The following is a 16,533-nucleotide window of genomic DNA, read 5'->3' on the forward strand; positions in this document are numbered from 1 at the left end:
TCAAAACAACACAACTTTAAAAATATAGGTATCGTTATGCTTTTCAAAAGTCTTTTGTCACCCATTAAAAGTATTACTTCAAGCTTAGTTGATAGTAGTACACCTACATCACACGTTGGCGGTTCAATCCTTGCTCCTTTGTCCTTGTCTACAATTACAAATATCGTTTCAACAAATACCGTAACTCACACGGTAAGCAATCTTACAGGTGGAGCAGCCAACAATCCTATAAGTTCAATTACTAGCGTTCTGGGAAATGTAACAGGTAGTAGTAGCCCAATTTCTACAGTCACAAATATTTTAGGCGGTGTTACTGGCGGGGCAAGTGGTAATCCACTTGGTGCAGTAACAGGCATTCTTGGAGGAATTACAGGCGGAACCGAGGGTGGTCCGCTTGGTTCAGTCACAAGCATTATTGGTGGTATTACGGGTGGAACAAATGGTGGTCCACTTGGTGCAGTGACTGGAATCATTGGCGGTATTACCGGTGGAACTGAGGGCGGCCCACTTGGTACAGTCACAGGAATTATCGGTGGTATTACGGGTGGAGCAAATGGTGGTCCACTTGGTGCGGTAACTGGAATCATTGGCGGTATCACCGGTGGAACTGAGGGCGGCCCACTTGGTGCAGTCACGGGAATCATTGGCGGTATCACCGGTGGAGGTGAAGGCGGTCCACTTGGTGCAGTGACTGGAATCATTGGCGGCATCACTGGTGGTGACCTAGCGAACAACCCAGTCACAGGTATTGTTCAAAGTGGTATTGATGTCCTTCAAGGGCTTGAGAGTTTAAAAACCGATATCATCAATACAGGAATTAATACTGTTGCTGGCACGGTCATTAGTGCAGTGCATCAATCTGAACACCCAATTGGAGACCTAGCAAATCTGGGTACCCTCACTTTTGAAACTTCTCGCGATACGGTAAACGGTACACTAGAAACCGTCTCCCACCTTGCTGGTGCAGATATTGGCGGGGCAATTGGTTCTGCAACAGGTGTCATTGGTACACTGGTGAATAATGGGTCTACTGCATCAGGTCTGGTTCAACATATTATAGGGGATGTAACCAACATTGGTAGCACAGGTCCATTAGGTTCTATCACAGGCATCATCGGAGGGATTACTGGTGGTATCGGTGGTGGTGAAGGTGGCCCTCTTGGTGCGATTACTGGCATCATCGGCGGAATTACTGGCGGTATTGGCGGTGGTGAAGGCGGTCCTCTTGGCGCAATCACGGGCATCATCGGTGGGATTACTGGTGGTGATCTTGGCAATAACCCTGTCACAGGTGTCATCCAAACAGGTATCGATGTGCTTCAAGGTGTTGAAAGCCTAAAAACAGATATTATCAACACAGGGATTACTACAGTAGGTGGCGCAATTAGCGGTGTTCTTCCGGGCGTTCATCCAGTCACAGATCTCACCAATTTAGGTACCCTCACCTTTGAAACTTCTCGTGATACAGTAAACGGTACTTTAGAAGCTATTTCTGATTTAGCAGGTGCGGATATTGGTGGTGCTGCGGGTTCACTGACTGGTGTAGTCGGTACATTAATTACCAACGGTTCAACTGCTTCTGGTCTGGTTCAGCATATTGCTGGTGACCTCACTGATGTTGGTGGCCTCATCGGCGGTGTGACTGGTGGAATTGGTGGCGGTGAAGGCGGTCCTCTTGGTGCAATCACTGGCATCATTGGCGGCATTACTGGCGGTATCGGTGGTGGTGAAGGTGGTCCTCTTGGCGCAATTACAGGTATCATCGGCGGCATTACTGGCGGTATCGGTGGTGGTGAAGGTGGCCCTCTTGGTGCGATCACTGGCATCATTGGTGGCATTACTGGCGGTGATCTTGGCAATAACCCTGTCACAGGCGTCATCCAAACAGGTATCGATGTGCTTCAAGGTGTTGAAAGCCTAAAAACAGATATTATCAACACAGGGATTACTACAGTAGGTGGCGCAATTAGCGGTGTTCTTCCGGGCGTTCATCCAGTCACAGATCTCACCAATTTAGGTACCCTCACCTTTGAAACTTCTCGTGATACAGTAAACGGTACTTTAGAAGCTATTTCTGATTTAGCAGGTGCGGATATTGGTGGTGCTGCGGGTTCACTGACTGGTGTAGTCGGTACATTAATTACCAACGGTTCAACTGCTTCTGGTCTGGTTCAGCATATTGCTGGTGACCTCACTGATGTTGGTGGTCTCATCGGCGGTGTGACTGGTGGAATTGGCGGTGGTGAAGGTGGCCCTCTTGGTGCAATCACAGGTATCATCGGCGGCATTACTGGCGGTATCGGCGGTGGCGAAGGTGGCCCTCTTGGCGCGATCACTGGCATCATCGGTGGGATTACTGGTGGTATCGGCGGTGGCGAAGGCGGTCCTCTTGGTGCAATCACTGGCATCATCGGTGGGATTACTGGTGGTGATCTTGGCAATAACCCTGTCACAGGTGTCATCCAAACAGGTATCGATGTGCTTCAAGGCGTTGAAAGCCTAAAAACAGATATTATCAACACAGGCATCTCTACGGTAGGTGGTGCAATTAGCGGTGTTCTTCCGGGCGTTCATCCAGTCACAGATCTCACCAATTTAGGTACCCTCACCTTTGAAACTTCGCGCGATACCGTAAACGGTACTTTAGAAGCTATTTCTGATTTAGCAGGTGCGGATATCGGTGGTGCTGCGGGTTCTCTCACAGGTGTAGTCGGTACATTAATTAGCAACGGTTCAACTGCTTCTGGTCTGGTTCAGCATATTGCTGGTGACCTCACTGATGTTGGTGGCCTCATCGGCGGTGTGACTGGTGGAATTGGTGGCGGTGAAGGCGGTCCTCTTGGTGCAATCACTGGCATCATTGGCGGCATTACTGGCGGTATCGGTGGTGGTGAAGGTGGTCCTCTTGGCGCAATTACAGGTATCATCGGCGGCATTACTGGCGGTATCGGTGGTGGTGAAGGTGGCCCTCTTGGTGCGATCACTGGCATCATTGGTGGCATTACTGGCGGTGATCTTGGCAATAACCCTGTCACAGGCGTCATCCAAACAGGTATCGATGTGCTTCAAGGTGTTGAAAGCCTAAAAACAGATATTATCAACACAGGGATTACTACAGTAGGTGGCGCAATTAGCGGTGTTCTTCCGGGCGTTCATCCAGTCACAGATCTCACCAATTTAGGTACCCTCACCTTTGAAACTTCTCGTGATACAGTAAACGGTACTTTAGAAGCTATTTCTGATTTAGCAGGTGCGGATATTGGTGGTGCTGCGGGTTCACTGACTGGTGTAGTCGGTACATTAATTACCAACGGTTCAACTGCTTCTGGTCTGGTTCAGCATATTGCTGGTGACCTCACTGATGTTGGTGGCCTCATCGGCGGTGTGACTGGTGGTATCGGTGGTGGTGAAGGTGGTCCTCTTGGCACAATCACAGGCATCATTGGTGGTATCACTGGCGGTATTGGCGGTGGTGAAGGCGGTCCTTTAGGTTCAATCTCTGACATCCTTGGTGGTATTACTGGCGGTATTGGTGGTGGCGAAGGTGGTCCTCTTGGCGCGATCACTGGCATCATCGGTGGCATCACTGGCGGTATCGGTGGCGGTGAAGGCAGTCCTTTGGGCTCAATCTCTGACATCCTTGGTGGTATTACTGGCGGCATCGGTGGTGGCGAAGGTGGTCCTTTAGGCTCAATCTCTGGGATTATCGGTGGAATCACTGGCGGTATCGGTGGTGAAGGTGGTCCTTTAGGCGCAGTTACTGGCATTATCGGTGGCATTACTGGCGGTATCGGTGGTGAAGGTGGTCCTTTAGGCGCAGTTACTGGCATTATCGGTGGCATTACTGGCGGTATTGGTGGTGAAGGTGGTCTAAGTGTGATTACAGATATTCTTGGAACCATTAATAATGGTGCAAATAGCGGAGACGTTATTGCAGGAATTGCTCAACCGATTCAAACTGTCATTAGCAATGGCAACATTGCAGTAGACACATTACAAGATCATGTCAGTACCCTATTCAGCGATGGTTCATTAGAGAGCATCAATAACCTTATCAGCGTCAGTGTTGGAAATGGAGATTACAGTCTTCATGGCAGTGTAGACGGAATTTTAGATGCATTGACTGGAACCGTCACTTCTGGCATCGCTGTTGGCGAACCAAATCCAAATGGTGGTTCTTTAACAGATCTTGTATCTCTTCAATCGCCACTCAGCAGTCTTACAGATCATCTATTCAGTTCAGTGAATCATTTCTAAAATAGATTAACTAAAAAGCCGCTGATCTCAGCGGCTTTTTTTATATTTATTATTTAATTCATATTCGATCAAAAAAATCAGACACAAAAAAACCGCAATTAAGCGGTTTCTTTTATTAAGTTGGTGCGCTCAGAGAGATTCGAACTCCCGACCCCTTAGTTCGTAGCCAAGTGCTCTATCCAGCTGAGCTATGAGCGCATTACTTATGTGCCTATTTAGGCATGTGTTACTTTAAATCTTTACTTGGTGCGCTCAGAGAGATTCGAACTCCCGACCCCTTAGTTCGTAGCCAAGTGCTCTATCCAGCTGAGCTATGAGCGCTTTAAGTAAAGTGGCGGTGAGAGAGGGATTCGAACCCTCGGTACAGTTACCCGTACGCATCCTTAGCAGGGATGTGGTTTCAGCCACTCACCCATCTCACCGTAACACGAGCGCAATAATACAAACTAAAACCACATTACACAAGGGATGTTCCTGTTTTTTTCTACTTTTTAAGTTCAATCAAATGTTTTTTAATCAATTTCCACATTTTTTCAGCATTTTTTGGTTCAACGCTTGTTAATATAGCGTTCTCTCCTTTATTCAGATCGGAGCAATAAACAGAATCTTGCAATCTTTGACGTGCAGTTAGAGTTTGAATGACTTATGCTAAACCGATCTGCCAGATGTGAATTGAAACGATATGACTAAAAATTGGGCCGATCCCGAAGCAAAAGCAGAAGCGCAACGTTACGATAATCCTATTCCTAGCCGAACTCTTATTCTAACTACACTAGAACAATTACAAACTGCACAGTCCCATGCAGAGCTGGTTGACCACTTTAATATCCCAGATCAAAAAAGTATTGATGCATTGAATCACCGTTTAAGTGCCATGGTACGTGATGGGCAACTTATGAAGGATGGTTTTAAATACCAACCTGCAACTGATCTACCAACTCATGAAGCAACGGTCTATATCAATAGTAAAGGTCTAGGTACTGCCAATATTGCAGGTCAGGATGATATCCTTTTACCTGAACGTGAACTTCGCCTAGTTTTTAATGGCGACCGCGTTAAAGTGCGTCAGACCTCCGTTGATCGTAAAGGTAAGCCTTGTGGCTTTATTAGCGAAGTAGTACAACACCGCGTTAAACAAATTATTGGTAAATTGTCTGAGCATGAAGGTGAATACTTCATTCAACCAGCCAATCCAAACCAGCATCAACCTATTACTTTAGAAAAAGAATTGATTGAGCATGCCAATGCTAAAGTTGGTGATATGCTCCGTGTTGCAATTGATGACTATCCAACACGCGAAGAACTGGCGACAGGCCATATCGTTCAATCAATGGCGGATAAAGCAGATACTGAAATCATCATTCCACAAACGATTCTAGAATTTGGTCTGCCTTACGAATTTCCAGAAGCTGTGGTGAAAGAAGCAGAAAGCTTTAAAGAACCATCCGCAAAAGATCTTAAAGGGCGTGTTGATCTACGTGATCTACCATTAGTTACTATTGATGGTGAAGATGCACGCGACTTTGACGATGCCGTATTTGCAGAAAAACGTGCGGGTGGTGGTTATCGTGTTGTTGTTGCTATTGCCGATGTTAGCCACTATGTGCGTTTAGACTCTCCATTAAATGAAGAAGCAGAAGAACGTGGTACATCGGTTTATTTCCCGCACTTTGTATTGCCTATGCTTCCAGAAGCGTTATCAAATGGCTTGTGTTCTTTAAATCCACATGTTGACCGTTTATGTATGGTCTGTGATTTAAAACTGTCTCGTGCAGGTAAAGTCACAGGATATGAGTTCTACCCTGCGGTGATGCATTCCAAAGCTCGTCTGACTTATACCCAAGTGGGACAATATTTTGAGGGTGCAACCAATGCGATTCCTGAAGATAAGAGCATTCATAAGTCACTCAATACACTCTTCCAGCTTTATCAAACACTAAAAGGCTTACGCGCTGAACGTCATGCAATGGAATTTGAAACCATTGAAACCTATATGACCTTTGACGAGTTAGGCGGGATCAAAGAAATCTTACCGCGTAGCCGTAACGATGCGCATAAACTGATTGAAGAATGTATGTTGCTGGCCAACGTTGCTGCGGCAGAATATGCTTTAGAGCATGATATTCCGATGTTGTATCGTGTGCATGAAGCACCAGAGTTTTCACGTATTCAGAAAGTGCGTGACTTTGTGAAATTGCTTGGTCTGCCATTCCCTGAACAGCCAACTCAAGCAGATTATCAAGCCGTCATTGAAGCGACCAAAGATCGTTTAGATGCACCAAGCATTCATGCGGTGTTGTTACGTTCGATGATGCAAGCCTACTATGGCGCGAAGAATGCAGGACATTATGGTCTTGCTTATGAAGCCTATACCCACTTCACATCACCTATTCGTCGTTATCCAGACTTATTATTACACCGTGCAATCAAAGCGTATTTAGACAAAAAAGTGTATCCACTGTCAGGTGCAGCCTTAGATGATGCGGGTGAGCATTTCTCCAAGACAGAACGTCGTGCTGATGAAGCATCACGTAGCGTCACCATGTGGTTGAAATGCCATTATATGCAACAGCATATTGGTGATGAGTTTGTCGGGGTTATCAGTGCAGTCACTGAGTTTGGACTATTCGTGACTCTGAAAGACCTCTATGTCGATGGCATGATTCATGTTAGTCAGTTAGGTGATGACTTCTTCATTTATGATCAGGCGAGCCAAAGCTTAGTCGGTCAAAATCGTGGACAATCCTTTAGTCTCGGTGATGAAGTGAAGATTCAAGTTGCGGCTGTGAACTTGGAAGAACGTAAAATTGACTTTCAGTTGGTTCAACAACTTACCCATTTGGGCCGTGTAATTCGTCAGAAAGCACCACGTACTGCGAATCCGTCTAGCTCGAATCGTGCTTCAACAACTGAAGAAGTATTTGGCAAACAGCCCTCTACTCAATCCAAAGTCAGTGAAGATGGTGAAAAGCCTGTACGCAAGAAAAAGGACAAGAACAAACCAAGTTCTTATACCAAGAAGCCTGCAAAAAAAGCGTCTGCCAAGCCTGAAAGCAAAGACAAGGCCAAGAAAAAAGTGAAAAAGAAAAAGTCTAACGCGAAAGCAAAGGCTGAGTAATTTTTACAAAATAAGAGAGCTTCGGCTCTCTTATTAACTCCTATAATTATAAGAGAATTAATTCCAATGAACTTATTATTAGATTTAAATGCTGTTTTAACTATCACTATTTCTCTTTTAGCTCTTTTGGTTACTTATGCGGTATTTAAATCGAACCAAAAACCTCAAATCATAGTTTTTGCAACACCTCATTATGGAAAAGCATCTGTTATCCAGCTCAATGTAAAGAATATTGGTAATGGTATAGCTGAGAATGTAATATTTTCTAGTAATCAACCAATCCCCCGTCGAGCTTTTGGGATCTCTAAATTACAAGATAAAAAAGAAATATTCGAAAATGGGATTTTTAAACATGGCGTAAGAGTCTTTCCTCCAAATTATAGTTATATTTATGATTGGGGACAGTTTGGAGGACTCAAAGAAGCTTTAAATAGTGAAATTATCATTTTTGAAGTTTCTTATCTATACAAACATCCTCTAAATTTATGGAAATCAAAACATACAGATATCTCAATTATAGATATTAGAGAGCTTGAAGCATTGCCTTCAACTACAGGCGATACCAATGATCGGCTGAATGAAATTAATAAAACTTTAGAGAAAATTAATTTAAGTATAAGAGATCAAGCACAATGACACTTGATTTCTCCCCTCCGAAGCCCTACATCTATAACTATGTTTAAAGATGAATATGGCAAAAATACAATGACACTCCAGCAAGCAACACTTCCTGTTCCTCAATTTGATCAAATTCAACTTGCCGATTTAAAACAACAGATCGAACAAACCATTCAAAACGGTCAAAATTTCTTAAATCAACTCAATGAAGTTCCGCAGGGCTCTGAAGCCCAACTGGCAACATTGACTGAAGTTGATCAACTTGAAAATAACATGAGTGAAGCATGGGGAATTTTGTCGCATCTCAATGCTGTGATGAACAATGCGGAAACCCGTGAAGTGTATCAAGCCCTGTTACCGAGTTTAAGTGAGTACTATACCCAGCTTGGTCAACATACGCCGCTGTACCAAACCTATCAACAGATCCATGACAGTGCCGTATTTCAAACGCTGAACGAAGCACAACAAAGTGCGATTAAACTGGCTTTACGTGATTTCAAACTGTCAGGTGTTGCACTGGAAGGTGAAGCCAAAAAACGTTATGCCGAAATCTCAGCACGTTTATCACAGCTGTCTTCTGACTTCTCTAACCATGTACTCGATGCCACCCAAGCCTACTTCAAGCCGCTAACAGAAGCGCAACTTAAAGGCTTACCGCAAAGCAGTGTTGAACTGTTAAAACAATACGGACAACAACGAGAGCTTGAGCAAGCCGTTGCCACACTCGACTTCCCTGCTTATTTTGCGATTATGACCTATGCCGATAATCGTGAATTAAGAGAAGAACTGTATAAAGCCTATGTCACCCGTGCCTCAGAACAATCCGACCAAACTGAATTTGACAACACTCCAGTGATGGAGGAAATCCTGAGCTTACGTCAGGAAATGGCTCAGTTGCTTGGCTTTAACAACTTTGCCGAATATTCCCTTGCCAGCAAAATGGCACCTGATGTTGAAACCGTAAATCAATTCTTGGTTGATCTGGCAGAACATGCCCGTACCCCAGCACTGGCTGAAATTGCAGAACTGAAAGCGATTGCACAACAAGAGGGTATTGATGAACTCAAACCTTGGGATGCAACCTACTATTCTGAAAAGCTGAAACAACAACAGTTCAATCTTTCTCAAGAAGCATTAAAACCGTATTTCCCTGCACCGAAAGTGGTTCAAGGTTTATTCCAGATCGTACAACGCCTTTACGGGATCCAGATCATCGAACGTCAGGCTCCTGTGTGGCAGAATGATGTGCGTTATTTTGAAATTGAAGATCAAGGCCAAGTAGTCGGTGGTTTCTATTTTGATTTATATGCCCGTAACGGCAAACGCGGCGGTGCATGGATGAGCGGTTTCCGTTCTCGTGTTCAAACAGCCAATGGCCTGCAAAAACCAATTTGCTACATGGTATGTAACTTCACCCCACCAATTGGCGATCAACCTGCGCAGCTGACCCATGATGAAGTGATTACGTTATTCCATGAGTTTGGTCATGGCTTACATCATATGCTCACCGAAGTGGATAACATCTCGGTTGCGGGGACACACGGTGTGGCGTGGGATGCAGTTGAATTACCAAGTCAGTTTATGGAGTTCTGGGCATGGGACAATGAAAGTTTAGATGTACTCAGCGAGCACACTGAAACCAAACAAACCTTGCCGCAAGAATTACTCTCTGCATTGTTGAATGCACGTTTCTTCCAGTCTGGTATGCAAACCTTGCGTCAGATTGAGTTTGCCCTGTTTGACCTGAGCATTCACCGTCAAGCACCTGCCTTAAACAGTCAGCAAATTCAGGCCACGCTGGATGATATTCGCGATAAATTTGCCGTGGTTCCAGCAGTTCCTTATAACCGTTTTCAACACAGCTTCAGCCACATTTTTGCAGGCGGTTATGCTGCAGGTTATTACTCGTATAAATGGGCAGAGGTTTTAGCCAGTGATGCATTTGACCGTTTCGAAAGCGAAGGTATTTTTAATACCGAGACTGGAAAAGAGTTTAGAAAGTTTATTCTAGCAGTTGGCGGAAAAGATACAGCGCTTGATGCGTTTCGCAATTTCCGAAAAAGAGAACCAAAAATAGATGCATTATTACGTCATCAAGGTTGGACGAACACCGATAAAACCGCTTAAACTACGTCATTATTGTTCACAGGGTGTAATTAACTGACATGAAAAGACAGTTCATCGCGGGCGCAAAATGCCCGAAATGTGGGGCCTTAGATCGTGTCGTTAAGATCATCACTGTGGATGACGAGTGGATTGAATGTATCGAGTGTGCTTATAGCGAAAAACGCCCAACCCATGTGGAACAAGCGCAACCCGCTGAGCCAGATGAAATTGGGGTGATACAATTCAAACCTCGTCATTTTGACTAGAAGGTTAAAAGTGATGTCCACATACCAAACAGAAAATTCCAAATTATTATGGATGATAATTGGTGGAATTAGTATTGTCGTGGTGCTGTTCCTTGCGGTCCAATGGTTCTTAGCTCAAAAAGATCAGCAAGCCACAACATCCGCACCGACTCAGCCTGTGGCTGAAAAAACCGTTGCCCCAGTAGCAACTGAAGCAACCGCAACCGTTGATGAAGTAACAACGGCGAGCAGTGATGTCGCTGCACCGATCCAATTGGTTGAAGAATCGATTGTAAAAGCGCCACTCCCTGTAAATGACAGTTTGGCAAAAGAAGAAATTGCCAAACTGGATGATATTCATCAACAACTGCAAGACCAGCAACATGATTTGAAACAGCAGAATAGCGATGTGGATACTTTGCTCAAGCTCAAAGAAGATCAAATCAAACTTTTAGAAGCCCAGATTGCAGCTCAAAATCATTCTTAAACTTTAAAAAGCTTTAACCTCGGTTAAAGCTTTTTTATTGCCAGCATCTTTAATCCAGAACCTGTTTGGACGCTGATCTTAGTTGAATTGGTTTCTGAAGGGTTTGAGCAATCAAAATCCCCAGCAAGGTTAAACCACCGCCAATATAGTGGAACAGTTGTAAATGCTCGCCCAGCAAAGCCACCGCAATCAATGCCGTAAATAAAGGCAATAGATTCATAAAAATACTATTACGGTTTGGCCCTAAATGTCTCACCCCTTCTATCCATAAATATGACAACAATACTGAGGAAAAAATACTGGCGTAGACAATCAGTGGAATGGTCTGTTGGTTCAGTTGCATCTGCGAAGCGGGCAAAAATATAAAAAATGGCAAGACATAAACAATTGCAAAACAGGATTGCACAAAATTCGATTGCCAGGCAGGGATTGGCATTTTCCAACGTTTCAGTAACACACCATATAAGGCATAGCCTGCTGCCGCAATGAGCATCAAACCATCACCCAAATGTACGCCTTGCTTCCAGATATCGGTAATTGAACCATGGCTCAGCAAATACAAGATGCCATAAAAAGATAAAGCGCCTCCGAACAACATGCCATAGCTCAGCCGGTCTTTCAGCATCGCACTACTTAAGATCATGGTCAGTAAAGGAATCAAGGCGGTGACAATCGCCATATTGGTGGCTGTGGTGGTGGATGCAGCCTGATAAGACAAGAACTGGAATAGAGACACGGACAGAAAACCACCCAATGCCAACTGTTTCCAATACTGCTTGATGGTGTGTCGATTGTTCCAGACGGGAATTAGCACAAAGGTACTCATCACGGCGAGCGCCAACACCAGACGATAAAACGTAATCGCGACAGGCGAAATGGCATGACTGGCCATTTTAGACACCACCACATTGCCCGCCCAAAATAAAATCGCGAATAAGGGATAAAAATAAGCTTTCTGAAACATAGGCTAGACCTCAACATTGCGGTATCGATCATGCTAAAAAATAATCAACTCATTGTTTCTCGACAATAAGACGATTACTATCGAGAAATAGACAACTTATTTTTGGACATTGCACACATGGGGAAAAACTTTGAACATGGATTTGTAGATTATCCAGTCTATGCATTTTCAGAAAACTACCCCCATGGCCATATTGAGGACTGGCATAGCCATGATCGAATTCAGCTGATTCATACCCTATCAGGTGTGATTCGAGTACAAACCCACGAAGGGATCTGGATTACCCCACCTGGACGTGGCGTGTGGATTCCTGCACATAAACCGCATGCCTTACTCAGTAGCGGTGATGTCAAAGCCCGAGGGATTTTTATAGAAACCCCAGCACAAACCCATCTGATTTCCGAATGTCGGGTTGTTGCCATTCCTGCTTTACTACGGGAGCTGATGAGTAGTGCAATGCAGATCAAAACAGCCATCCAGCCTGAAAGTCGCGATGAAAGACTGCTGCAATTGATCTTAGACGAAGTTCGGGTATTACCTGCCCTTGCCTTTAATTTGCCAGATCCTCAAAACCCACGCCTGCAACAGCTTTGTCAACAAATCAAAGACAATCTCAGCTTTAACTGGAATCTGGAAGATACAGCTGAACAACTGCATATCAGCAGTAAAACGTTAGCGCGACATTTTCAAAAAGAGACTGGACTGCATTTCTCCCATTGGGTTCGTCAAGCCAAACTGATGCAGGCCATGATTGATTTAGCCCTGAACAAACCGGTTTTAAATGTGGCCTTAGACTTGGGCTATGACAGCCCCAGTGCCTTTAGTGCCATGTTTAAACGTGAAACCAGCATGACACCGAGTGACTATCTTAAACAATTCTCTGACACACTCAGTTGAGTGTCCTGAGCATAGATTGAGTGAAGAATCTCATTCCTTTCATCCTCACAGCAGCATAAAATAAGCGCAATCTCCCAATACCCGAATCGCTATGGATGCTCAACCCACCAATCGCAACCTGATGATGGCGATTGGTTGCCTTACTCTTTCTGCGCTGCTTTTTTCTGTGATGGGCATTTGTATTCGTTACGCTTCACATACGGTCGATAACTATACCATTGTGTTTTTCCGCAATGTGGTGGGCCTGATCCTGTTTTTACCTTTTATCTTCAAGCAAGGAACCCAGTTTGTAAAAACAGAAAAACTGTGGATGCATACCTGGCGTAGTATTGTTGGGCTTGCTGCCATGTATGGTTTTTTCTATGCCATTGCACATTTAAAACTCTCCAATGCCATGGTGTTTACCTATTCTTCCCCCATTTTTATTCCATTGATTGCTTGGCTGTTTCTTAAAGAAAAAATCACCACGGCGATGCTCTGTGCCGCAGGACTGGGCTTTATTGGAGTGTTCTGTGTGGCTAAGCCTGATCAAGGTTTATTAAACTGGATTTCAATCGTTGGCATCAGTTCTAGCCTGTTGGCTTCAATGGCCTTTGTCACTGTGCGCGCACTGACTCAAACCGAGCCACCTGAACGGATCGTGTTCTATTTCTGTTTTATTGGTTCTTTGCTTTCAGTGATTCCGATGTTTTGGGTATGGCGACCTTATCATTTACAGGAATTATTGTTTTTGATCGGTGCAGGTGTACTGGCCAATGTCAGCCAGATCTTTATGTCGCATGCCTACCGTCTTGCCCCTGCTGGACAGATTGCACCCGTCAACTATATTGCAATTATTTTTGCAGGACTTTGGGGTTTTTTACTGTGGAATGAAGTGCCTGATTTATATAGCTTGATTGGTTTTTGCATTATTCTCTCAGCGATTTTTTTATGTAGTCCATTGATAAAACGATCAAAGTCAAAAAAGTCAGTACTGTAAGCTCAATGCTTTGGATAAGGGTGCAAGTCCAGTACATAATGACCTAGAATTTCCCGTTTTGGCTTATCGACAACGATAACAAGATAGGTGTTATCTAAGGGCACTGGAATATTAAGATGCTGGAATTGCCCGTCTCCGCTTTCATAAATATGTTTCACAGACCATTCCCATGCAGTACAGGAGTGATACAGCTGTTCAATCACAGGATCAGCATAGCCCCATAAATCTACAATTTCCTCCGCACTCTCCGTGACATCTAACATAGGAGGGGAAAAAGTTGCCTGATACTCTGCCTGACTCAATACTTTCATGGATTCACTCCTTCAATAAAATAATAATAAAAAAAGCACCCGAAGGTGCTTTTTTATTTTCAACTGTTAATGCTTATACCAACCAAACATTTGGAAGATATACGGCGCATAGGTCACCAACACCAACGATGAGAACAAGACGATAATCGGCAATAACCAACGCTCATAGCGGAAGTAGAAACTGGTGTATTTCTCTTTCGCTTCCTTATCGGCGGCCGAGACCTCTTCATCCCCGACGGAGAGTCGCGTCAGCAAGTGGTTCAGGGCAACAGGCGGCGTTACATAACCAAACTCGAATGCCACCAATACGATCATCCAGAAGTGGATCGGATGGATACCATTCTCGTAAGCAACAGGGGCAACCGTTGCAGCAACCAGAATCACCGCACCGAATGGATCGGTGGTCATCCCAATAATCGCAAGTAACAACGCAATGAAGGCAAGCGAAATATAGATATTGCCCAAGTGAGTCGGTAATAACTCAACCACTTCTGCACGTTCAATTAAGCCACCGACACTTGCAGACAAGGCCATCAACAGGATTAAGGCACCGATGTGTCCCACTGTTTCTGAGGTTGCAAAACGTAATGCCCCGCCAAAACCAAAGCTCTTGCTACCATGTGGATCATGTGATTTCAAGAACTCAGATTTTTTCTCATGCTCACGAACCAATGCTTCATGCTTCGCATCCACCACTGGTGCAGGTGCAAGTTTTGAGGCAAATAACTTGTCAAACAAGATCATTGCAATCAACACCAACGGTAAAATCATTGGCGCAGTAAATTCATTGATTGACGTATCTAAAGCAAGCTTATAGAACATCACCACAGCAAAACCAATGATGATATATGGGATCACAGGCACACATGCACGTAACATCCCTGGCACAGCGATTTTAGGTGAGTTCACACGGAACTTTTCCTCTGCAAGAATCAGAGAAACACCCAAGAAGATGAAGGCTGTTAACCAGAAGACATAGATACCGTGATCAAATAATTCAGTCGATGTCACATGGCGGCTGTCGAGCATTGAGATCAAGATAACCAATAGACATGGACGAATCACCACACCCAAAGAACCCGACATTGCCGATACAGCTAAGGCATATTGACGGCGAGCACCTGAGTTCCAAACTTCTTTATAGATGATCGCACCTGCTGCAATAACGAAAATCCCTGAAGCACCTGTATATGCTGTTGGAATCGCTGCTGCAATCAAGATTAACCAAGTTAAAGTTTCTGGCGCCAAGTTCCACGGACGTAAGATATTTAAGAATAAATCCATCACGCGTGTTTGGGTCAGTAACATACCCGCCCAAATGAACAAGGCCAGATTTAAGAAAATACCTGAGAACTCAACCAAGATACCCAAGTAAATCCCTTGCCCCATTGGATAATCCATGAAGAAGGTAAATACAATCCCTGTCACCAAAGACATAAACGCATACAGAGGAACACTCAGTAGCGCCAAACCAAAGTTACCCTTCGGTTGTGCTGTTTTCGGGATAAAGATGAATTGGAAAATACTGATAATGGTCAATGACACAAATAGCGCAATCCACAACCAATACAAAACGGCCGTTTTTCCAGCAACTTCAACACCTGAATTCAATACTGAATGGTATTGGCTAATCACCGAATAACTGAGTAAAGCATTACCCGCAACCATCAATGCTGAATAGACACGGAAGTCGATTCTAGTTTTTGGTGCACGTAAACCAATGTGGTGATAACGCAAAGATGCTGTAATTGAAGCAAACAACACCATGATTAATAAAATAACAGTTTGGTTTTCAGAACCTAATTTAAAGATTCCGAAGAAAGTAGTTTCAACTTTACGATAAGTACGAATACTTGGATGCGCTTCCAAGTGCTTCATTGCTTTATCATAGAATTGGTATTTTTCTTCACACTGCTGCTGTGCGGCCAATAAAGACGCACGAACATCAGCTTCAGAAGCCGCACCAAACATACTTGCAAATTCATCGGCAGCATTGGCTTTCATCTGCTCTTGAACTTGTGCATCAATGTTTGGATGTCGATCACAAGATGGTTTTTCAGGTTCCGCACGTAAAAACGAATATTGCATCCCTGTTGTTTGATCACCGTAAAGACGCTCCCCCATACGAAGCATCTGACCGTGAATCATTTCGCCTGTACCAATAAGCAACGTCATTAGCAACAAAGCAAGAATAATGAAGGTTGATATCCAATCATTCCAGATATAGCCTAATCGGGCTAATCCAGTCTTATTCTCTTGATCATTTTGCATGTCTATTCCAATTTATTGTTATCAACATCCATCCAAAGATGTTGAATCATGCGCTGTCCTTGGTTGATAGATAAATGAATTTACCCTTTGAATCACCAATCCCTTTTAAACCGCTTAAATTTGCAGCAAACTTTTATAAAAAAGAATGACTGCAATCACTTTTTTGTTGGTTGTTTTTATCAATTTATCTGTTCTCTCGAGCGCTCTCCATTTTTATCACTCTGCTGATTACAAATTTCGTGCCCCAAATTGCCTTTTTACAGCTGCCCTTTAGAAAGAT

General features: G+C 44.0%; 11 protein-coding genes and 3 tRNA genes. 8 read left to right on the forward strand and 6 right to left on the reverse strand.

Going from position 1 to position 16,533, the window contains the following annotated elements:
* Positions 1-36: 36 nt before the first annotated feature.
* Positions 37-4,257 (forward strand): beta strand repeat-containing protein, encoded by a 4,221-nt coding sequence (locus WA352_RS00300; RefSeq protein ID WP_336140932.1) that lies wholly within the window; start codon positions 37-39, stop codon positions 4,255-4,257.
* 121 nt (positions 4,258-4,378) lie between these two features.
* Here the strand turns inward: WA352_RS00300 and WA352_RS00305 are convergent.
* The 3 genes from WA352_RS00305 to WA352_RS00315 form a co-directional block, all read right to left on the reverse strand.
* A tRNA-Arg gene (locus WA352_RS00305) sits at positions 4,379-4,455 on the reverse strand.
* 46 nt (positions 4,456-4,501) lie between these two features.
* Positions 4,502-4,578, reverse strand: a tRNA-Arg gene (locus tag WA352_RS00310).
* A gap of 11 nt (positions 4,579-4,589) precedes the next feature.
* A tRNA-Ser gene (locus tag WA352_RS00315) sits at positions 4,590-4,679 on the reverse strand.
* A gap of 260 nt (positions 4,680-4,939) precedes the next feature.
* Between WA352_RS00315 and rnr the strand changes: the two genes are divergently transcribed.
* From rnr to WA352_RS00340, 5 genes are all read left to right on the forward strand, one after another.
* On the forward strand, positions 4,940-7,375 hold the full coding sequence (gene rnr / locus WA352_RS00320; protein ID WP_033134253.1) for a ribonuclease R: 2,436 nt from the start codon (positions 4,940-4,942) through the stop codon (positions 7,373-7,375).
* Positions 7,376-7,441: 66 nt separating this feature from the next.
* Positions 7,442-8,011, forward strand: a complete 570-nt coding sequence (locus WA352_RS00325; RefSeq protein WP_033134252.1) for a hypothetical protein — start codon at positions 7,442-7,444, stop codon at positions 8,009-8,011.
* A gap of 69 nt (positions 8,012-8,080) precedes the next feature.
* On the forward strand, positions 8,081-10,120 hold the full coding sequence (locus WA352_RS00330; protein WP_336140935.1) for a M3 family metallopeptidase: 2,040 nt from the start codon (positions 8,081-8,083) through the stop codon (positions 10,118-10,120).
* Between the two features lie 38 nt (positions 10,121-10,158).
* Positions 10,159-10,365: a YheV family putative metal-binding protein gene (locus tag WA352_RS00335; protein WP_004657752.1), complete on the forward strand. Its 207-nt coding sequence runs from the start codon at positions 10,159-10,161 to the stop codon at positions 10,363-10,365.
* A 10-nt stretch (positions 10,366-10,375) separates the two neighbouring features.
* The gene (locus WA352_RS00340; protein WP_081400777.1) at positions 10,376-10,831 is read left to right on the forward strand and encodes a hypothetical protein; all 456 of its coding nucleotides are present in this window, start codon (positions 10,376-10,378) and stop codon (positions 10,829-10,831) included.
* 49 nt (positions 10,832-10,880) lie between these two features.
* Here the strand turns inward: WA352_RS00340 and WA352_RS00345 are convergent, their stop codons facing one another.
* Positions 10,881-11,795 carry a DMT family transporter gene (locus WA352_RS00345; protein WP_033134251.1) on the reverse strand — a complete coding sequence of 305 codons (915 nt, stop codon included), beginning with the start codon at positions 11,793-11,795 and terminating at the stop codon, positions 10,881-10,883.
* 117 nt (positions 11,796-11,912) lie between these two features.
* Here WA352_RS00345 and WA352_RS00350 point away from each other — a divergent pair, with 117 nt between their 5' ends.
* A complete protein-coding gene (locus WA352_RS00350; protein ID WP_033134250.1) occupies positions 11,913-12,692 on the forward strand; it encodes an AraC family transcriptional regulator in 780 nt (259 codons plus the stop codon).
* A 91-nt stretch (positions 12,693-12,783) separates the two neighbouring features.
* A complete protein-coding gene (locus WA352_RS00355) occupies positions 12,784-13,671 on the forward strand; it encodes a DMT family transporter (protein WP_005201177.1) in 888 nt (295 codons plus the stop codon).
* A gap of 2 nt (positions 13,672-13,673) precedes the next feature.
* On the opposite strand, the gene WA352_RS00360 is transcribed toward WA352_RS00355, so the two are convergent.
* Positions 13,674-13,982 carry a hypothetical protein gene (locus WA352_RS00360; protein WP_033134249.1) on the reverse strand — a complete coding sequence of 103 codons (309 nt, stop codon included), beginning with the start codon at positions 13,980-13,982 and terminating at the stop codon, positions 13,674-13,676.
* A gap of 66 nt (positions 13,983-14,048) precedes the next feature.
* Positions 14,049-16,253 carry a TRAP transporter large permease subunit gene (locus WA352_RS00365; RefSeq protein ID WP_005201184.1) on the reverse strand — a complete coding sequence of 735 codons (2,205 nt, stop codon included), beginning with the start codon at positions 16,251-16,253 and terminating at the stop codon, positions 14,049-14,051.
* Between the last annotated feature and the right edge of the window lie 280 nt (positions 16,254-16,533).

This window comes from Acinetobacter sp. 102, from assembly GCF_037028485.1.
Taxonomy (GTDB): domain Bacteria; phylum Pseudomonadota; class Gammaproteobacteria; order Pseudomonadales; family Moraxellaceae; genus Acinetobacter; species Acinetobacter higginsii.